Source organism: Burkholderia sp. D-99 (assembly GCF_011605345.1).
Classification (GTDB): domain Bacteria; phylum Pseudomonadota; class Gammaproteobacteria; order Burkholderiales; family Burkholderiaceae; genus Burkholderia.
This window is the reverse complement of record NZ_JAAOXM010000009.1, coordinates 129,061-147,720: the sequence shown is the minus strand read 5'-3', so window position 1 is coordinate 147,720 and position 18,660 is coordinate 129,061. Positions and strand designations below refer to the sequence as shown.

The window sequence follows — 18,660 nt, the reverse complement described above, 5'->3', positions numbered from 1 at the left end:
TCAGGCCATCCGTTTCAGTTTGGGATCGAGCGCGTCACGCAGCCCGTCGCCGAGCAGGTTGATCGCGAGCACCGAAATCAGGATCGACAGGCCCGGCATCGTCACGATCCACCACGCGTTGTCGATGTAGTCGCGCGCGGACGCCAGCATCGCGCCCCACTCGGCGGTCGGCGGTTGCACGCCGAGGCCGAGGAAGCCGAGCGCGGCCGCGTCGAGGATGGCCGACGAGAAGCCGAGCGTCGCCTGCACGATCAGCGGCGCCGTGCAGTTCGGCAGCACCTGCGAGAACATCAGGCGCAGCGTGCCGGCACCGGCCACGCGCGACGCCGTCACGTACTCCTTCTGCAGCTCGCCGAGCGCCGACGCGCGCGTGAGACGCACATAGGCCGGCAGCGCGACGATCGCGATCGCGAACATCGTGTTGGTGAGGCCCGGGCCGATGATCGCGACGACCGCGACCGCGAGCAGCAGCGACGGCAGCGCGAGCAGCACGTCCATGATGCGCATCACGGGCGTGTCGGCCCACTTCTGGAAGAACGCCGCCACGAGCCCGAGCACGATGCCGGGGATCAGCGCGAGCACGACCGACACGAAGCCGATCCAGAACGACATCCGTGCGCCGTACATCAGGCGCGAAAGGATGTCGCGGCCCGCTTCGTCGGTGCCGAGGATGAATTTCCAGTTGCCGCCGTCGAGCCATGCGGGCGGGATCTTCACGAAGTCGCGGTATTGCTCGACCGGGCTGTGCGGCGCGAGCAGCGGTGCGAGCAGCGCGACCAGGATCAGCACGATCACGACGACGCCGGCGCCGACGGCGCCGCGGTTGCGCGAGAAGTTGGCCCAGAACTCGCGCAGCGCGAGCGCACGGCCGCCGGCCGGCGCGGATTCGGTCGGCAAGGTGTTTTGCAGATTGCTCATGGGATTACCTCGTGTGGCGGATGCGCGGATTCAGCACGCCGTACAGCAGGTCGACGACCAGGTTCACGACGATCACGAGCGTCGCGATCAGCAGGATGCCGCCCTGGACGACCGGATAGTCGCGGCGGCCGATCGCATCGATCAGCCACTTGCCGACACCGGGCCACGAAAAGAGCGTCTCGGTCAGCACGGCGCCCGCGAGCAGCGTGCCGATCTGCAGGCCGATCACGGTGACGACCGGGATCAGCGCATTGCGCAGCGCATGCACGACGACCACGCGCGCGGGCGACAGCCCCTTCGCGCGTGCGGTGCGGATGTAGTCCTCGCGCAGCACTTCGAGCATCGACGAGCGCGTCATCCGCGCGATCACCGCGAGCGGGATCGTGCCGAGCACGATCGCGGGCAGGATCAGGTGGCTGACCGCCGACTTGAACGAGCCTTCATCCGGCGCGAGCAGCGCGTCGATCAGCATGAAGCCCGTCGGGTGCGGGAAGTCGTATTCGACGGCGATGCGCCCCGACACGGGCGTCCAGCCGAGGTACGACGAAAACACCATGATGAGGATCAGCCCCCACCAGAAGATCGGCATCGAGTAGCCGGTGAGCGCGGTGCCCATCACGCCGTGGTCGACGATCGAGCCGCGCCGCAATGCGGCAATCACGCCGGCCGGCAGCCCGACCGCGAGCGCGAACACGAGCGCGCACAGCGACAGCTCGACGGTCGCCGGGAAGCGCGCGAAGAACTCGCCGCCAACGCTCGTGTTGGTGATGATCGACGTGCCGAGATCGCCATGCAGCGCCCGGCCGATGTAGTGGAGGTACTGCATGGGCAGCGGCTGGTCGAGCCCGAGGCGTTTCATCGCCTCTGCGTGCATCGCGGGATCGACGCCGCGCTCGCCCATCATTACTTCGATGGGGTCGCCCGGTATCAGGTGAATCAGCGCAAACGCCAGGATGGTGATGCCGATGAAAGTCGGAATCACCATGCCCACGCGGCGCAACACGAATGTGAACATGATGCGTCTCGTATTTTCTTGTGGGAAATGTGCGACCGGCGACGGGAAGCTTTTGGCCTCCCGCCGCCGGATGAATTAGCCGGTCTTCGCGACAGCTTACGACAGGCGTGTTACTTCACGCCAACACCATCGAAGCGGACATAGCCAAGCGGCTCGATACGCATGTCGACCACGTTCTTGCGCACCGGCTGGTACACCGTCGAGTTCGCGACCGGCGAGAACGGCAGCTGTTGCGCGAAGATCTGCTGAGCCTGCATGTAGAGCTTCGTACGCGCGTCCTGGCCCGTCGTCGTGCGGCCCTTCTGGACCAGCTCGTCGAACGGCTTGTAGCACCAGTGCGAGAAGTTGTTGCCCTTGATCGCCTCGCAGCCGAGCAGCGTGCCGAGCCAGTTGTCCGGGTCGCCGTTGTCGCCCGTCCAGCCGATCAGCATCGTGTCCTGCTCGCCCGAGTGCGCACGCTTGATGTACTCGCCCCACTCGTACGTGACGATCTTCGCCTTCACGCCGATCTTCGCCCAGTCGGCCTGGATCATCTCGGCCATCAGGCGGGCGTTCGGGTTGTACGCGCGCTGCACGGGCATCGCCCACAGCGTGATCTCGAAACCGTTCGCATAACCGGCCTTCGCGAGCAGCGCCTTCGCCTTCGCGGTGTCGTACGCGGCCATCTTCAGGTTCTTGTCGTACGACCATTGGGTCGGCGGCATCGGCGCGGTAGCGGCTTGACCGGCACCCTGGTAGACGGATTCGAGGATCGCCTTCTTGTTGATCGCCATGTCGAGCGCCTGACGCACCTCGAGCTTGTCGACCGGCTTGTGCTCGACGTTGTACGCGAGATAGCCGAGGTTGAAGCCGGCCTGCGACGGCATGTCGACGCCCGCCTCGGCCTTCAGCGTCGCGATGTCGGCCGGACGCGGATAGGTCATCACCTGACATTCGTTGCGCTTGATCTTCTGCACGCGCACGCCCGGGTCGGGCGTGATCGAGAAGATCAGCTTCGAGATCTTCACTTCGCCCTTCTTCCAGTAATCAGGATTGCCGTCGAATCGGATCGTCGCATCCTTCGTGTAGCTGCGGAAGACGAACGGGCCCGTGCCGACCGGCTTCTGGTTGATGTCTGCGGCCTTGCCTGCCTTCATCAGCTGGTCGCCGTATTCGGCCGACAGGATCGATGCGAATTCCATCGCCATGTTCTGGATGAACGGCGCGTTCGGCTCGGCGAGCGTGAACTTCACGGTGTACGGATCGACCTTCTCGACCTTCGTGATCAGCTTGTCGAGGCCCATGTCGGTGAAGTACGGGAACGACACCGGGTACGCCTTGCGGAACGCCTGGTTCGGGTCGAGCATGCGCTGGAACGTGAACAGCACGTCGTCCGCGTTGAATTCACGCGTCGGCTTGAAGAAGTCGGTCGTGTGGAACTTCACGCCGTGGCGCAGGTGGAACGTGTACACCTTGCCGTCCGGCGACACGTCCCACTTCTCGGCGAGGCCCGGCTCGACCTTCGTGCCGCCGCGCTCGAATTCGACGAGGCGGTTGTAGACGGTGAACGTGGCGGCGGTGAAATCGACGCCGGTCGTAAATTGCGCGGAATCGAAACCCGCCGGGCTGCCTTCTGAGCAGTAGACGAGAGTCTTGTTCGGGATCTGTGCGAATGCAGAACCCGCGACGCCGAGCGATGCCGCTGCCACGCCTGCAATGGCGGTAACACGCAGGGTGTGCAACAGACGGTTGTATTCCATGTTTCCTCCAGGTCTCCAGATCGGAACCGGCCCGCCCGGGGCCGGTGTACGCGGATATTACTTGAGCTAACGATGTGGCAACAAGCTGGAGAAAAAACTCTTCTATATGCCCGCGCGGGTTTTTGCCGATTTTTAGTGTGGGTAAAAAATGCGACAACGCGCGCGAGCGACAATTCCGTTCATCTCGCGCTAGTTTCGTTCGACGACTAAACAATTCGGGCGCGAACACGAAGGTTCGACACACGGTTTCCGCGCGTTCTGCAGCACATCATTGCGTTTTGCGAAACGATCCGATGACCGTCTTCAAATCGTCATGTCGTCATTTCGTCACGCAGGCGCGTCGAGGTCGGCGCTGCGCGCGGGCACGAACGCGACCGCGACGATCGACAGCGCGATCCCCGCCATCACATAGTAGGTCGGTGCGAGCGGCGTGCCCGTGACCTTGATCAGCCACGTGACGATGAACTGCCCGAAGCCGCCGAACAGCATCACCGCGACGTTGTACGCGATCGACAGCCCGGTCGAGCGCACGTTGGCCGGGAACAGCTCGGCGATCATCGCGCCGAACGGCCCGTAGTAGCCTGCGAGCGTGACCGACAGCACGGCCTGCACCGCGATCAGCCGCGCGATGCTCGGCGCCGCGTCGAGCCACGCGAACAGCGGGTACATCAGCACGAGCGTCAGCACCAGCGACCACAGCGACAGCCCCTTGCGGCCGATGCGGTCCGACCAGGCGCCGGCGACCGGCGACAGCACCATCAGCAGCAGGTTGCCGACAATCACCGCGTAGAACGATTCCGCATAGGGCAGCTTCAGCTGCTTCACCGCGAAGGTCGGCAGATAGCTGATCAGCACGTAGATCGTCACCGTCAGCGCGATCACCGAGCCGAGCCCGCACAGCACCTCGCGCGGGTGGCGCGTGAACACGTCGCCGAGTGTCGCGCGGCGCGCGCTCTGCTGCGCATGCAGGAACGCTTCGGAATCGGCGAGATGGCGGCGGATGTAGAAGCCGATCGGGCCGATCACGAGCCCGAGGATGAACGGCACGCGCCAGCCCCAGCTGCGCAGTGCATCGTGCGACAGTCCGCGCGTGACGGCCGCGCCGACGAGCGCGCCGATCAGCAGCGCGGCCGCCTGGCTCGCCATCTGCCAGCTGCCGTAGAAGCCGCGTTTCGAGAACGGCGCGGCCTCGATCAGCAGCGCCGTCGCGCTGCCGAATTCGCCGCCCGCGGAGAAGCCCTGCAGCAGCCGGCCCAGCACGATCAGGATCGGGCCGCCGATGCCGATCGCCGCATAGGGCGGCGCGACCGCGAGCAGGAAGATGCCGGCCGTCATCAACAGGATCACGAGCGACAGCGCGGCCTTGCGGCCGGCGCGATCGGCGTACAGCCCGAACACGATGCCGCCGATCGGGCGCATGAAGAACGCGACGCCGAACGTCGCGGTCGTCAGCAGCAGCGACGAATATTCGCTGGAGGTCGGGAAGAACAGCTCGGCGATCACGACCGTCATGAAGCCGAACACCGTGAAGTCGTACCACTCGAGCGCGTTGCCGATCACGGCGGCCGCCACCGCGCGCCGGTTCAGCGCACGCTCGGGCCGGATCGTTTTCGTTGAATTCGCAATCGTCGCCATGCGTGCCTCGTCCTCGTCAGTTCGCCGTGTCGGGCGGTGCGGCACACGGGTGCCCGCGGCGCGCTGGTTTGCAGCGAGTGTAGAAAGCGACGGAACCGTTTTCAAGCATTAAAAAACGCCCGCCATCTTTCGATGGCGGGCGTTTTGCGGTTTTCGCCACAATGCGGCATCGCACGATGCCGCACGGGGCTCAACCCATCTTCGAGAAGGCGCTGCACCAGCCCTTCGCCGACACCTGCTTACCGGGGAAGGCGCCGCACGGGCCGGAGGCCGAGCCCTTCTTGCCCTGGTACAGCATGCAGGCCGCGCAATCCTGGCCCGCTGCGTATTTCGGGTACTTCGTCTTGTCGACCTTCGTGGCATCGGCCTTGTAGCCGAGCGCCACTGCGGTCGGATCGGTTTCCGACAGCATCGGCGCATCAGCCAGCGCTTCGCGCGACAGCGCCAGCGCGGACACGGCACCAATGCTCGTAATCAGGAAACTCCGACGGGATGTTTTCATGGGGGACTCGCTCCAACGTTATTGGTTTGAAAGCTGTTCCAGGGTCTGTCTACCGATGGAACACGCATGCGAAGGCCCGAAATCGCTCGTCCCCCAAGGGGACTTCCTTGCGGGGCGCAGGCAAGGAGGGAGGAGCGCCGTTTGGCCGAGCCAAACAAGCGACGACCGACGCCGCCATGCGAGCGATTTCGGGCCTTCCCGTGGAAACGATACCGATTAGGGGTTGCCCCGAGAAGGGCCGCTCGCCGCGTTGCGCTCCTTGCGAATACGTCCAGTATTCGCGGCGTCGCGCGCCTCGCGAGCGGCCCTTCTCGGGGCAACGCATGCGTGTTCCATCGGTAGACAGACCCTGTACAGCCGTTCGACAGAATAACGCTCAAGCGAATAAATGTGCGCGCCGAAATTCCGGAGATAAGGAAATTCACACGGCCGCCACGTGGCCGCAACCTGGCCGACACACGCCCGCTACACGCCTGCCACGTCAGCGGTACGCCGCCATGTCGCCCACGCGCTGCGCGAGCGCGAGCGACGCGGTGAGCCCCGGCGACTCGATGCCGAACAGGTTCACGAGCCCGCGCACGCCATGCTGCGCGGCGCCCTGCACCATGAAATCGGCCGGCGGCTCGCCGGGGCCCGCGACCTTCGGCCGGATGCCCGCGTAGGCCGGCTGCAGCGCGTCATCGGGCAAGCCTGGCCAGAAGGCGCGAATCGACGCATAGAACGCGCTCGCGCGTGCGGGATCGACTTCGTAGCGCAGCGCATCGACCCATTCGACGTCGGGGCCGAAGCGCGCCTGGCCGCCGAGGTCGAGCGTCAGGTGCACGCCGAGCCCCGCGCGGTCGGGCATCGGGTAGATCAGGTGCGAGAACGGTGCGCGGCCCGACAGGCTGAAATAGTTGCCGCGCGCGAGATAGAGCGGCGGCACCCAGCGCGGGTCGAGGCCGCGCGTGCGGCGCGCCAGCGCCTGGGCACCGAGGCCCGCGCTGTTGATCACGCAGGCGGCCTCGATCTCGGCGGGCGCGTCGCCGCCCGTGCGCACGACGAAGCGCCCGCCGCGCAGCACGTCGATCGATTCGACCGGGGCTTTCAGCGCGCACACGGCGCCGTCGCGCTCCGCGTCGCCGAGCAGGGCGAGCATCAGCTGGTGACTGTCGACGATGCCGGTGGACGGCGAGAACAGCGCCTCGACGCATTCGAGCGCAGGCTCGAGCGTCTGCGCCTCGACACGCGTGAGCGGCATCAGGTCGAGCACGCCGTTTTCGGTCGCGCGCGCGGCAATCGCTTTCAGCTGCTTCACCTGTGCCGGGCTCGTGGCGACGAGCAGCTTGCCGGTGCGCCGGTGCGGCACGTGATGCGTCTCGCAGAATTCGTACAGCAGGTCGCGCCCGCGCACGCACGACATCGCCTTCAGCGACCCGCGCGGATAGTAGAGCCCCGCATGGATCACTTCGCTGTTGCGCGAACTCGTCCCCGTGCCGATCGCATCGGCGGCCTCGAGCACGAGCGTTTCACGCCCGCGCGCGGCCAGCTCGCGCGCAATCGCAAGACCGACGACGCCCGCGCCGATCACGACACAATCCATCTGCTCCATGACGTTTCGCGCCGCTCGCGCGTCGAGGGGAGAGAATAGAATTGTACGTCCCGGTTCTCCCGCTTGCCGAAGGTCGTGCAGCGTATCGCGACAACGCCGTGCATGACGTACGACGCACGGCATGGCGCACGGCACTGCACGGCGCGCACGCCGCCGCGGCCGTGCGCGCCGCTCGTTCAGAAGCCGATCGGCCGGCGCTTCGCGGCGCCCTCGTCGGCCCGGATGTCGCGCGGCCCGATCGCGTCGCGCCCGTCGAGCCGCGCAGCGCCGAATGCGTGCAGCAGCGCGCGGCGCATCGTGCGCGGCGGGGTCGCGGCCAGCACGTCGAGCGCGTCGTCGCCAAGGGTATCCGGGAAGCGCCGCCCCCACGCATGCGACGTGCGGATCTCGTCGTAGATCGTCTGCGCAATCCGGCGCGCGCCGGCCGCATCGGGCGGTTCGATCTCGTACACGTTCATCCGGTTGAGCAGCGGCTCCGGAATCGCGTGCGCCTCGTTCGCGGTCGCGATCCAGATCACGTTGCCCGCATCGATCGGCACTTCCGCGAATTCGTCGATGAACGCGCGCGCGGTGTCGTGCTCGAGCAACGCGTACAGCGCGCCGAGCGGATCGTATTGCGCATCGCTGCCGGCCTTGTCGATCTCGTCGACCGCGATCACCGGATTCGCGTAGCTGCCGTTCACGAGCGCCTCGAACACCTTGCCGGGCTTCGCGTTCTTCCATTGCGACGACGCGCCCGACAGGATCCAGCCGGCCGTCAGCGAACTCATCGGCACGTAGTGGTACGCGGTGCCGAGCAGTTGCGCGAGCGCCTTCGCAAAATGCGTCTTGCCGATGCCCGGGGGCCCGAGCAGCAGGATCGGCATCAGTTCGAGCCGGTCATCGGTTTCGAGGCACAGCGCGACCTGCTTGCGCACGTCGTCGAGCGGCTCGGCGAAATTGGGCAATGCCTCGCCGAGCGCGTCGAACGACGGCATCCGGTTCGGCTTCACGCAGAAGCGCAGGTTGCCCGTCTTGAGCATCCTCTCGTAGGTGGCGCGCAGTGCGTCGCTCGCGCTCTCGTTCAGGTCACTCAGCGCCGTCTCGACCTGCTCGAGGTCGTACACCGTGCTGAAGGACGCCACCGCCAGTTCCTGTTTCACCATCGCCGTCGTCATACCAACCTCGCTGCCGCTTGCCGTCACACGACCATCAGACCCTTACGATTTCAGTGTAGCGATCCCGCATCCCTGCGCAAGCAAGCAGCCACGCGCGTCTGCTGCTAACACCCGCGCGCGCTGCACGCCGGCGCACCGCGGCGTATGATCGTCGGTTCACCCATCCGCCGCTCCGGCCTTGGCCGACGGCGCCCGCGCGGCGCGTCGGCCCCCGTCCCGAAGGTATGCCGATGTCCGTCCCCACTGCTTCCCCGTGCGCCGATGCCGATGCGATCGGCGCCGTCGACGCGGCGCTCACGTCGCGCCGCGCGATCCGCGCGTTCCTGCCGACACCGGTGCCGCACGACACGCTCGAGGCGATCCTCGAAGCCGCGAGCCGCGCGCCGTCGGGCACCAACATCCAGCCATGGCGCGTGTACGTCGCGACGGGCGCCACGCGCGATGCGCTCGCCGCCGCGCTCACCGCGGCGCACGACGATCCCGCGCGCGACGAGAAATACGTCGCCGAGTACGACTACTACCCGCGCGAATGGGTGTCGCCGTATATCGACCGGCGCCGCAAGGTCGGCTGGGACCTGTACGGCCTGTTGAACATCGGCCGCGACGAGAAGGCGCGCATGCATGCGCAGCACGCGCGCAACTTCCGTTTCTTCGATGCGCCGGTCGCGCTGTTCTTCACGCTCGACCGCGTGATGACCCACGGTGCATGGCTCGACTGCGGGATGTTCCTGCAGGGCGTGATGACGGCCGCGCGCGCACGCGGGCTCGATACCTGCCCGCAGGCCGCGTTCGTGCCGTTTCACCGGATCGTCACCGAACACCTCGGCATTCCCGCCAACGAACAGTTGGTCTGCGGCATGTCGCTCGGCCATGCGGACCCGGACGCGATCGAGAACCGCCTCGTCACCGAGCGTGCGCCCGTCGCCGAGTTCGCGCGTTTTTTCGCTTGAAAACGCATGACGCGGCCCTACCTTTCGAACAGGACCGCATCGTGCGGCGCCCCTGTCGCCGCGCGTCCTGTCACATCGCGATCGAAATCGATCGGGCGTAAGATGTGCGTCCGTTCCCCGCTATTGCGCGTTTCCGGAGACGTTTCATGCTGAAACACGGCCTGGCCGTCCTGCTCGCGAGCGTCGCGCTCGCGGCCCATGCGCAGAGCCCCGCGCCGACCTCCGTCGCGTGGGAGATCCAGGTGGTACGCGACGGTCAGACCATCGACACGTTCCAGCAGCGCACCACCGTGGGTCAGACCCGTACCGATACCCATCGCTACCCTTCCGCCGTGCCGGTCGGCTGCGGCAACGCCGCGCGCGTCGTGCCGACCGAGCGCTCGCGCTCGGTGACGGTCGCGCCGCTCACCGTCGATGCCGGCGCGAACACGGTGTCGCTCGCGCTCGACGTGCAGGAAACGCTCGACGACGAAAACGCCACGCGCAGCGATCCGTGCGTGCCGGCGTCGCCGCGGCAAATCGTCGCGAGCCACCCCGGCCTGACGGTCGGCGGCGACGCGTGGACCGACTGGACGCTCGTCGAACAGCGTCCGCACCTCGTGTACCGCGTGCGTGCGCACGTCGCGAAGGATTGAGCGTCATGTCCGCCGACGCCCTGTCCCTGCCGTTCGCCGAACCGCACGCCGCACCCGACGAAATCACCGCGGTGAGCTGGAACCTGCACAAGGGCCGCTCACCGCTCGGCTTCACCGCGTGGAACGCGATGCGCAACTGGATGCAGTCGACCCACGCCGACGTGTATTTCCTGCAGGAAGCGATGGCGCGCCGCATGCCACGCCCCGTGCTCGCGCCCGGCTTCGGCGCGCCGATGGACGACGCGGTCGACGACGTATGGCACTGCCAGGCCACCGAGATCGCGCATGCACTCGACTGGCAGATCGCGCTCGGGCCGAACGTGTTCAAGCCGTCGTGGCGGCATGGCAATGCGATCCTGTCGCCGCATCCGCTCGACCTCGGCGGCCGCTGGGACATCTCGGCGCACCGCTTCGAGCGGCGCGGGCTGCTGGTCGCGCGCGCGACGCTCGCGGGCGCGCGCCCGGTCACGCTGCTGTGCGCGCACCTCGCGCTCACGCGCGCCGCGCGGCTGCGCCAGATGCACTGGATCGCGCACTGGATCGTGCGCAACGCAGGCGACGGCCCGCTGATGCTCGCCGGCGACTTCAACGACTGGCGCAACGATTCGGTCGCGCTGTTCGGCGAGATCGGGTTGTCCGAAGTCGCGACGCTGCTCGGCGAATCGGGCCGCACGTTCCCCGCGTTCTCGCCGGCGCTCGCGCTCGACAAGATGTTCGTGCGCGGGCTGACCCCACTCGAATGGCGCGCACCGTCCGGCGAGGCCGCGTGGCTGTCGGACCACCTGCCGTACATCGCGCGCCTGCGCCTCGATCCGCAATAACGACCGCGATACGACCACCGTAACGGCCGCGATATCGACCGCGATCGCGAGTCGATCACGGCCGCGGTCCCACGCGGCCAAAGCGCGGCCGTGCGGCGCGCGCTACATTAACGGCTTGCCCATTCCTCCCGCGCCCGCCACCGGGCCGCGCCGCCATGACCTACCTGCCGATCCTGCTGCAAATCGCCGTCGTCTATCTCGTCGCGGCGATCACCCCCGGCCCGAATTTCTTCATGATTTCGCAACTGTCGCTCGCTGGGCGACGCAGCCTCGGCGCCGCGTCGGCGCTCGGCGTCGGCACCGCGTCGGTCGCCTGGGCGACGCTCGCGATGCTCGGCCTCGCGGCCCTGTTGCACCAGGTCGAATGGCTGTACGAGGCGATCCGGATCGGCGGCGCCGTGTACCTCGTGTATTTCGGCTTCAAGCTGCTGCGCTCGGGCGTGCGCCGCGACGCGGCGCCGTCTGACGCGCCCGACGAACGCGTGCCGCTGGCCGCGCCGCACGCGCGCGACTACCTGCGCGCGTATCGCAGCGGCCTGTTCACGTGCCTGACGAACCCGAAATCGTGCGCGTTCTGGACCAGCGTGTTCGCGGCGATGCTGCCCGCGCACGTGCCGCTATGGTTCAACGGCGCAGTGCTGGTGACGATCGGCGTGCTGTCGGCCGGCTGGTATTCGTGCGTCGCATACCTGTTCGCGAGCCCGCGCGCGCAACGCGGCTACCAGCGCGTGCGGCGCCCGCTCGACGCGCTGTGCGGCGTGGCACTCGTCGGCCTCGGCGCGAAGCTCGCGGCCGAGCGTTGAAAAATGAAAGCAAATTGAAATGATTCGTTGCGCCAAATCCGCGCAGGCGCGGGGGTCAAGCCCGCGATCCGCGCCAACAGGGTAAAATAACGAGTTCCTCAATCGTCTGTCATCGAGAAGGCGCGTGTCCGACGCGCCAGCCGGCCGATCCGCGATCGGGCCGCCGCACTCGGTTTTTTTGCCCGTTTTTGGGCCCGTTACTCGCGTTCGCCACGCGCGTCCGTTTTCAAAGCCATGAGCAAATACGACACCGCCACCGTCCAATCCGTCCATCACTGGACCGACACGCTGTTCAGCTTCACCTGCACCCGTGAGGCGAGCCTGCGCTTCAACAACGGCGAATTCACGATGGTCGGCCTCGAAGTCGACGGCAAGCCGCTCGCGCGCGCCTACTCGATCGTCAGCCCGAACTACGAAGAGCATCTCGAATTCTTCAGCATCAAGGTGCAGAACGGCCCGCTGACGTCGCGCCTGCAGCACCTGAAGGTGGGCGACACGGTGCTGATCGGCAAGAAGCCGACGGGCACGCTGGTCGCCGACAACCTGCTGCCGGGCAAGACGCTGTGGATGCTGTCGACGGGCACGGGCCTCGCGCCGTTCATGTCGATCATCCGCGATCCGGACATCTACGAACGCTTCGACAAGGTGATCCTGACGCATACGTGCCGCCTGAAGGGCGAACTCGCGTACATGGACTTCATCAAGCACGACCTGCCGGGCCACGAGTACCTTGGCGACATCATCAAGGAAAAGCTCGTCTACTACCCGACGGTCACGCGCGAAGCGTTCGACAACGAAGGCCGGATCACCGACCTGATCGCGACGGGCAAGCTGTTCACGGATCTCGACGTCCCGCCGTTCTCGCCGGAAAACGACCGCGTGATGCTGTGCGGCAGCACCGCGATGCTGAAGGACACGACCGACCTGCTGAAGCAGGCCGGCCTCGTCGAAGGCAAGAACAGCGCACCGGGCCACTACGTGATCGAGCGCGCATTCGTGGACTGATCGATCCCCGAATTTGCGCGTCATCAAGAACCGGAGCGAAAGCTCCGGTTTTTTTTCGTCCCTACTTGGCGAATTCGTAACAAATTGGGATCATCCCATCTCAATTAGTTACATTTGGATACGTCATCGTCCGGTGCTCGGGTGTCAGTGTTTTTCCTACAACACGTTCATTCCGATTATTCACATTTACCCTTAAATGTCCGCCCGACATGACCTTTTCAGAAATTTTGAGATATTATTCGGCGCGCGTGGTTGCCGTTCGGATGAGAGTGGAAGGGTCGGATGCAAGTGTTACAAGACGTAACTTTTGTTACCTCGGCAGGGGGCGATTCTCTGGCGGCGACCGTCTTCGAAACGGCAGCCGATCCACGCAGCCAGCCGGTGTCTGAACCGCTTTCTGACAGCAGGGAGAGTCATGGATACGTCGCTTAACGCGCCTTTGGGCGCCCACGCCCCGTTCCCGTCGCAACAGCTCGTGCCGGGCTGCGCCGCGACTCCGCCCATTGCCGACGCCGCGTCGAAACGCGACGCCTCCGCCGCGCGGATCGCAGCACTGTCTGCCCAATTGCTCGCCGCCGACGAAGCAGCCCGCCGCCACCTGGCCGGCGAGTTGCACGACGGGCTAGGCGCCGAACTCACCGCTGCGCGTTTCGCGCTCGCAAACGTTCAAACGTGGCTGCCGGCCGATGCGCCGGACGGTTGCCTGCGCGCGCTGGAGCTGGCGCAGCAGGCGCTCGACGCCGCGACCGACGCGAATCGCCGGCTGATCGACGAGCGCGACACGCCGGCGCTCGACGCGGGCGTGGTCGGCACGCTGTCGTCGTGGGTCGACACCCATGCGGCACGCACGGGCCTGCGCACCAGCTTCGTATGCGCAGCCGATGCGCGCCTGACGCAGATCTCCGGCGCCAGCGCGCTCGCGGTGTTCCGCGTCGCGCAGGAAGCGCTGTCGAACGTCGCGAAGCACGCACGCGCGAGTTCGGTCGACGTGCGGATCGCCACCGACGGCACGCATCTGTCACTGATTGTCTCCGACGATGGTACCGGTTTCTCCCGGAGCCGCCGTACCGGCTATGGTCTCGCCGGCATGCGCGCCCGCTGCGAGGCGTTCGGCGGCAGCTTCGAGACGGCCGCACCGGAAACCGGCCACGGCACGCGCGTCACCGCGCGCTTCGCTTGGGACTCGCTGCTCGCGGTGCCCGTCGCGGCCCGCCGCGCGTCGCTTTCGTGAGGTCGTCATGAGCCTGAACATCCTGCTCGTGGACGATCACGCGATCGTCCGGCAAGGGATCCGCCAGTTGCTGATCGACCGCGGCGTCGCCCGCAACGTCACCGAGGCCGAGAACGGCGGCGACGCGATGGCTGCCGTCGACAAACAGGAATTCGACGCGATCCTGCTCGACATCTCGCTGCCGGACACGAACGGCATCGAAGTGCTCAAGCGCCTCAAGCGCAAGCTGCCGCGCACGCCGGTGCTGATGTTCTCGATGTACCGCGAGGATCAGTACGCGGTACGCGCGCTGAAGGCCGGCGCCGCCGGCTACTTGTCGAAGACGGTCAACGCCGCGCAGATGATCGGCGCGATCCAGCAGGTCGCGGCCGGCCGCAAGTACGTGAGCCCCGCGATGGCCGAGGCGCTCGCCGAATACGTGTCGTTCGAGAACGAGCCGCTGCCGCACGAGAAGCTGTCCGACCGCGAATACCAGACGCTCTGCATGCTCGCGTCGGGCAAGCGGCTTACCGACATCGCGAACACGCTGTCGCTGTCCGTGAAGACGGTGAGCGTGTACCGGTCGCGGCTGCTCGAGAAGATGCGGCTGTCGAACAACGCTGAACTCACGTTCTACGTGATGAGCAACCGGCTCGTCGACATGGCGCCTTCGGCCGGCGCCTGATTTCCCCGCCCGACCCGATGCGTCCGATCCAGCGACGCGGCGCATGCCGCGCCGCTGTCCGCTGCCGCCCCGCCGCCCCTCCTTTTGGCGCGCAAGCGCTTGTTTTATCGGACTATTTCGCGACACATCGCTGCACCGCAGCGGGTCTTGCGCGCCAAATCGGCTAAAATTGCGGGTTTTCACTCAGTCAGCGCTACCGCGCCCGCGCGCGCTGGCGATTCATCCGCAATGTCTCTCTTCCGCAAGAAAAACGTCGATCGCATGATCGCCGGCGCGCATGCCGCCGGGCTCAAGAAAGCGCTCGGCGCGATCGACCTCACCTTCCTCGGCATCGGCGCGATCATCGGCACCGGCATCTTCGTGCTGACCGGTACCGGCGCCGTGCAGGCCGGCCCCGCGCTGATGCTGTCGTTCGTGATCGCCGCGATCGCGTGCGGCCTCGCCGCGCTGTCGTACGCGGAATTCGCGTCGACGATCCCTGTCGCCGGCTCGATCTACACGTACTCGTACGCGACGCTCGGCGAGCTCGTCGCGTGGATCATCGGCTGGGACCTGATGCTCGAATACGGCCTCGCGTCGTCGGCCGTGTCGGTCGGCTGGTCGGGCTACCTGCAGTCGCTGCTGCAGGGCTTCGGGCTGACGCTGCCCACCGTGCTGACGGCCGCGCCCGGCGCGGTGCCGGGTGTCGTCACATGGTTCAACCTGCCCGCGTTCCTCGTGATGATCGTGATCACGACGCTGCTGTCGATCGGCATCCGCGAATCGACCCGCATCAACAACATCATGGTGTTCATCAAGGTGTCGGTCGTGCTGCTCGTGATCGCGGTCGGCGTGTTCCACGTGACGCCCGCGAACTGGAAGCCGTTCATGCCGCACGGCTGGAACGGCGTGTTCGGCGCTGCGGCCGTGATGTTCTTCGCGTTCATCGGCTTCGACGCGGTGTCGTCGGCCGCCGAGGAAGTCAAGAATCCGAAACGCGACCTGCCGATCGGCATCATCGCGTCGCTCGCGGTGTGCGCGGTGCTGTACGTGACGGTCGCCGCGGTCGCGACCGGCATCGTGCCGTCGGCCCAGTACGCGAACATCTCGCACCCGATCTCGTACGCGCTGCAGGTTGCCGGCGAGAACTGGGTGGCAGGCTTCATCGATCTCGGCGCCGTGCTCGGCATGCTGACCGTGATCCTCGTGATGAGCTACGGCCAGACGCGCGTGATCTTCGCGATGTCGCGCGACGGGCTGCTGCCGGCGATGCTGTCGCGCGTGCACCCGCGCTACGCGACGCCGTTCCTGACGACCTGGCTCGTCGGCCTGTTCTTCGGGCTGATCGCCGCGCTTGTGCCGCTCAACGTGCTCGCCGAGCTGATCAACATCGGCACGCTCGCGGCGTTCTCGATGGTGTCGATCGCGGTGCTCGTGCTGCGCCGCACGCACCCCGACCTGCCGCGCGCGTTCCGCTGCCCTGGCGTACCGGTCGTGCCGATCCTCGCGGTCGCATCGTGCCTGTTCCTGATGCTGAACCTGCAGCCCGTCACGTGGGCCGCGTTCGGCATCTGGCTCGTGATCGGCCTCGTGATCTACTTCCTGTACTCGCGTCACCACTCGAAGCTCGCGCACGGTCACCACGACGCGCACTGAGCGCCACCGTGCCGCACGCGGCACGGTGCGCACCTGCGGGGCCGGATACCGGCCCCGCCCCCTCCCCGCCCTTCCCTCGCTCGTCGCGCCGCCGCGTTGCGTTTCCCGCAACGATGCGCGCGGCAATTCCCATTCTCACCGATCGTTTTTCGAATACCGATATATTCGATTCCGATCAGCATATTAATTGATTAAAAATGTAATTCGATTGAATTGAATATGAATAGAATAAAATAATCTCGCGATCGATGTTGAACTCTTGCATTCGCCAAACTAGTATTCAGGTCGGCCGAGCGAACACACCCGCCCAGCCTAGGTCAGACGGGGAAGACGCCGAAGCGTGAGCGTGGCGTGATGCAATCGATTTCATCGAAGAGCGTTTTCATTAAACAGAAATTCATTGCCCATTCACAAACGAATTTTCAGCATCTTTTTAATTAAAAAATCAAAACCGGGTAACCCGGTCGCTGGTATTGAATTGCCTCCGCCTGGAGGCATGTCGCTGCACCTGTCCGAAGTTCAACAAGAACCAGAGAGGTCTGTTATGAGCAATACATTGGTCAACGTCACGGCGAAAGTCGAAATCAGCGCGGCCAACCAGACGATTGCGGGGCTCAGGGATTATCAGAGCAAGAACTGGGCGATCGGGCTGAACGGGGATACGCTCGCGCCGGACGGTTTCCTGACGTTCTTCACCGAACGCAACCTGCCGTTCAGCTACTACGTCCGCGCGCGTGGCGTCTCGGTCGGCGAGCCGAGCGCGTACCAGGCCAACATCGAGACGCTGACGCAGCACATCGCCGCGATTCGCGCGTCGGAGACGAACCAGGTCCAGGCGACGATCCGCGAGCTCGAGCTGTACAAGTCGCGGAACTGGGCGATCGGCCTGAACGGCACGACGCTGCAGCCGGACAATTTCCTGCCGTTCTTCGGCACCCGCTCCGTGCCGTTCGAGTACTACGTGCGCAGCGGCGGCGTCGAGCTTGGCACGGCGAGCGCGTATGACAACAACATCCGCAACCTGACGCAGTACCTGGGCTCACTCTGACGCATCGCCCCGCCGGGCGGGTGCATCCGCCCGGCAACCTGCCGACGGCCCGATACGGGCCGTCCTGCCAGCCTTCCCCGCCGCACCGCTTCTCCCTTCCCCGTTTTTGCGCCTTCCCCACTGACTGCACGCTTGCCGCGGCCGGTTCATAATCGCGCCATCGAACGGCGGCCCGCATCGGCGGGCGCGCCCGGCAACAGGAAGAAGATGATGGAAAGCGTCGATCTCGATGTATTGAAATCCAGCGCGCGCTGGCTCGAAGAAGGGCGCCGTGTGCTGCTCGTGACGGTCGTGAAGACGTGGGGCTCGTCGCCCCGCCCCGAAGGCGCGATGCTCGCGGTACGCGAGGACGGGCTCGTGGTCGGCTCCGTGTCCGGCGGGTGTATCGAGGACGACCTGATCGCCCGCGTGCATGCGAGCGGAATCGCAGCCGACGCGCGCCCGGAAGCGCTCAAGTACGGCGTGACGGCCGAGGAAGCGCATCGCTTCGGGCTGCCTTGCGGCGGCACGATCCAGCTCGTGCTCGAACCGCTCACGCGCGACAGCGGGATTGCCGCGCTGTGCGCGGAAGTCGAGGCCGGGCGCCTCGTCACGCGCACGATGACGCTCGCGACGGGCCGCGCATCGCTGTCGCCCGCGCAGGCAGCCGACGGGCTCGCATTCGACGGCGAGCGGCTCGTCACGATCCACGGGCCGCGCTACCGGATGCTCGTGATCGGCGCCGGCCAGTTGTCGCGCTATCTGTGCCAGATCGCGGTCGGGCTCGACTACCAGGTGACGGTGTGCGATCCGCGCGAGGAATACACGGATGCGTGGGACGTGCCGGGCACGCGCGTCGTACGCACGATGCCCGACGATACGGTGCTCGACATGAACCTCGACGCGCGTTCGGCCGTGATCGCGCTCACGCACGATCCGAAGCTCGACGATCTCGCGCTGATGGAGGCGCTGAAAACACCCGCGTTCTACGTGGGCGCGCTCGGCTCGCGGCGCAACAACGCGGCACGGCGCGAACGGTTGCGCGAATTCGACCTGAACGAAGCGGAACTGGGCCGGCTGCACGGGCCGGCCGGCATCTACATCGGCAGCCGGACGCCGCCGGAAATCGCGATCTCGATCCTCGCCGAGATCACCGCCGCGAAGAACCACGTGTCGCTGCCGACGATCCTGCAGGTCGAGGGCGCGAAGGCCGCGCGCGAGATCGCGGCGAACAGCGGCGCGGCCTGCGGCCTCTGATCGGCGCGCGGTCGCACCGGATACGCGGCCGCAACGAACGAAGCCGACGAAGTTGACGAAAGGGCACGCGCCGGC

Annotated in this window: 17 protein-coding genes; 10 read left to right on the top strand and 7 right to left on the bottom strand. The window is 66.3% G+C overall.

Annotated elements, in window-relative coordinates; translation table 11 throughout:
- From HAV18_RS27665 to HAV18_RS27635, 7 genes are all read right to left on the bottom strand, one after another.
- A complete protein-coding gene (locus tag HAV18_RS27665; RefSeq protein WP_166962559.1) occupies window positions 1–918 on the bottom strand; it encodes an ABC transporter permease subunit in 918 nt (305 codons plus the stop codon).
- 4 nt (window positions 919–922) lie between these two features.
- The gene (locus tag HAV18_RS27660; RefSeq protein WP_166962557.1) at window positions 923–1,933 is read right to left on the bottom strand and encodes an ABC transporter permease subunit; all 1,011 of its coding nucleotides are present in this window, start codon (window positions 1,931–1,933) and stop codon (window positions 923–925) included.
- Window positions 1,934–2,043: 110 nt separating this feature from the next.
- A complete protein-coding gene (locus tag HAV18_RS27655; RefSeq protein WP_166962555.1) occupies window positions 2,044–3,672 on the bottom strand; it encodes an ABC transporter substrate-binding protein in 1,629 nt (542 codons plus the stop codon).
- A 327-nt stretch (window positions 3,673–3,999) separates the two neighbouring features.
- Window positions 4,000–5,307, bottom strand: a complete 1,308-nt coding sequence (locus tag HAV18_RS27650; protein ID WP_166962553.1) for an MFS transporter — start codon at window positions 5,305–5,307, stop codon at window positions 4,000–4,002.
- A 190-nt stretch (window positions 5,308–5,497) separates the two neighbouring features.
- Entirely contained in the window at window positions 5,498–5,809 is a 312-nt protein-coding gene (locus HAV18_RS27645; protein WP_021163765.1) for a high-potential iron-sulfur protein, read from the bottom strand.
- A 481-nt stretch (window positions 5,810–6,290) separates the two neighbouring features.
- On the bottom strand, window positions 6,291–7,400 hold the full coding sequence (locus HAV18_RS27640) for an NAD(P)/FAD-dependent oxidoreductase (RefSeq protein WP_166962550.1): 1,110 nt from the start codon (window positions 7,398–7,400) through the stop codon (window positions 6,291–6,293).
- A gap of 176 nt (window positions 7,401–7,576) precedes the next feature.
- The gene (locus tag HAV18_RS27635) at window positions 7,577–8,557 is read right to left on the bottom strand and encodes an AAA family ATPase (protein ID WP_166962547.1); all 981 of its coding nucleotides are present in this window, start codon (window positions 8,555–8,557) and stop codon (window positions 7,577–7,579) included.
- A gap of 230 nt (window positions 8,558–8,787) precedes the next feature.
- Here HAV18_RS27635 and HAV18_RS27630 point away from each other — a divergent pair, with 230 nt between their 5' ends.
- The 10 genes from HAV18_RS27630 to HAV18_RS27585 all read left to right on the top strand — a co-directional run bounded on the left by HAV18_RS27630 (window position 8,788) and on the right by HAV18_RS27585 (window position 18,585).
- Window positions 8,788–9,507, top strand: a complete 720-nt coding sequence (locus HAV18_RS27630; RefSeq protein ID WP_166962544.1) for a nitroreductase — start codon at window positions 8,788–8,790, stop codon at window positions 9,505–9,507.
- A gap of 146 nt (window positions 9,508–9,653) precedes the next feature.
- Entirely contained in the window at window positions 9,654–10,142 is a 489-nt protein-coding gene (locus tag HAV18_RS27625; RefSeq protein WP_166962541.1) for a hypothetical protein, read from the top strand.
- A gap of 5 nt (window positions 10,143–10,147) precedes the next feature.
- On the top strand, window positions 10,148–10,963 hold the full coding sequence (locus tag HAV18_RS27620; protein WP_039354781.1) for an endonuclease/exonuclease/phosphatase family protein: 816 nt from the start codon (window positions 10,148–10,150) through the stop codon (window positions 10,961–10,963).
- A gap of 155 nt (window positions 10,964–11,118) precedes the next feature.
- The gene (locus tag HAV18_RS27615; RefSeq protein ID WP_166962538.1) at window positions 11,119–11,766 is read left to right on the top strand and encodes a LysE family translocator; all 648 of its coding nucleotides are present in this window, start codon (window positions 11,119–11,121) and stop codon (window positions 11,764–11,766) included.
- Window positions 11,767–12,000: 234 nt separating this feature from the next.
- Window positions 12,001–12,771, top strand: a complete 771-nt coding sequence (locus HAV18_RS27610) for a ferredoxin--NADP reductase (RefSeq protein WP_011353501.1) — start codon at window positions 12,001–12,003, stop codon at window positions 12,769–12,771.
- A 415-nt stretch (window positions 12,772–13,186) separates the two neighbouring features.
- Entirely contained in the window at window positions 13,187–14,002 is an 816-nt protein-coding gene (gene rqpS / locus HAV18_RS27605; RefSeq protein ID WP_166962535.1) for a quorum system sensor histidine kinase RqpS, read from the top strand.
- A 7-nt stretch (window positions 14,003–14,009) separates the two neighbouring features.
- On the top strand, window positions 14,010–14,666 hold the full coding sequence (gene rqpR / locus HAV18_RS27600; RefSeq protein ID WP_166962532.1) for a response regulator transcription factor RqpR: 657 nt from the start codon (window positions 14,010–14,012) through the stop codon (window positions 14,664–14,666).
- 228 nt (window positions 14,667–14,894) lie between these two features.
- The gene (locus HAV18_RS27595; RefSeq protein ID WP_166962529.1) at window positions 14,895–16,301 is read left to right on the top strand and encodes an amino acid permease; all 1,407 of its coding nucleotides are present in this window, start codon (window positions 14,895–14,897) and stop codon (window positions 16,299–16,301) included.
- A gap of 544 nt (window positions 16,302–16,845) precedes the next feature.
- Window positions 16,846–17,349 (top strand): hypothetical protein, encoded by a 504-nt coding sequence (locus HAV18_RS27590; RefSeq protein WP_166962526.1) that lies wholly within the window; start codon window positions 16,846–16,848, stop codon window positions 17,347–17,349.
- A 210-nt stretch (window positions 17,350–17,559) separates the two neighbouring features.
- Entirely contained in the window at window positions 17,560–18,585 is a 1,026-nt protein-coding gene (locus tag HAV18_RS27585; RefSeq protein ID WP_166962523.1) for an XdhC family protein, read from the top strand.
- Window positions 18,586–18,660 lie beyond the last annotated feature (75 nt).

Bases quoted from the DNA above. Each gene is read 5' to 3' on its own strand.
- HAV18_RS27630 (WP_166962544.1), top strand. From the start codon at position 8,788: ATGTCCGTCCCCACTGCTTCCCCGTGCGCCGATGCCGATGCGATCGGC.
- HAV18_RS27595 (WP_166962529.1), top strand. From the start codon at position 14,895: ATGTCTCTCTTCCGCAAGAAAAACGTCGATCGCATGATCGCCGGCGCG.
- rqpR (WP_166962532.1), top strand. From the start codon at position 14,010: ATGAGCCTGAACATCCTGCTCGTGGACGATCACGCGATCGTCCGGCAA.
- HAV18_RS27660 (WP_166962557.1), bottom strand. From the start codon at position 1,933: ATGTTCACATTCGTGTTGCGCCGCGTGGGCATGGTGATTCCGACTTTC.
- HAV18_RS27590 (WP_166962526.1), top strand. From the start codon at position 16,846: ATGAGCAATACATTGGTCAACGTCACGGCGAAAGTCGAAATCAGCGCG.
- HAV18_RS27585 (WP_166962523.1), top strand. From the start codon at position 17,560: ATGGAAAGCGTCGATCTCGATGTATTGAAATCCAGCGCGCGCTGGCTC.
- HAV18_RS27640 (WP_166962550.1), bottom strand. From the start codon at position 7,400: ATGGAGCAGATGGATTGTGTCGTGATCGGCGCGGGCGTCGTCGGTCTT.
- HAV18_RS27650 (WP_166962553.1), bottom strand. From the start codon at position 5,307: ATGGCGACGATTGCGAATTCAACGAAAACGATCCGGCCCGAGCGTGCG.
- HAV18_RS27645 (WP_021163765.1), bottom strand. From the start codon at position 5,809: ATGAAAACATCCCGTCGGAGTTTCCTGATTACGAGCATTGGTGCCGTG.
- HAV18_RS27610 (WP_011353501.1), top strand. From the start codon at position 12,001: ATGAGCAAATACGACACCGCCACCGTCCAATCCGTCCATCACTGGACC.
- rqpS (WP_166962535.1), top strand. From the start codon at position 13,187: ATGGATACGTCGCTTAACGCGCCTTTGGGCGCCCACGCCCCGTTCCCG.
- HAV18_RS27615 (WP_166962538.1), top strand. From the start codon at position 11,119: ATGACCTACCTGCCGATCCTGCTGCAAATCGCCGTCGTCTATCTCGTC.
- HAV18_RS27620 (WP_039354781.1), top strand. From the start codon at position 10,148: ATGTCCGCCGACGCCCTGTCCCTGCCGTTCGCCGAACCGCACGCCGCA.
- HAV18_RS27635 (WP_166962547.1), bottom strand. From the start codon at position 8,557: ATGACGACGGCGATGGTGAAACAGGAACTGGCGGTGGCGTCCTTCAGC.
- HAV18_RS27665 (WP_166962559.1), bottom strand. From the start codon at position 918: ATGAGCAATCTGCAAAACACCTTGCCGACCGAATCCGCGCCGGCCGGC.
- HAV18_RS27655 (WP_166962555.1), bottom strand. From the start codon at position 3,672: ATGGAATACAACCGTCTGTTGCACACCCTGCGTGTTACCGCCATTGCA.
- HAV18_RS27625 (WP_166962541.1), top strand. From the start codon at position 9,654: ATGCTGAAACACGGCCTGGCCGTCCTGCTCGCGAGCGTCGCGCTCGCG.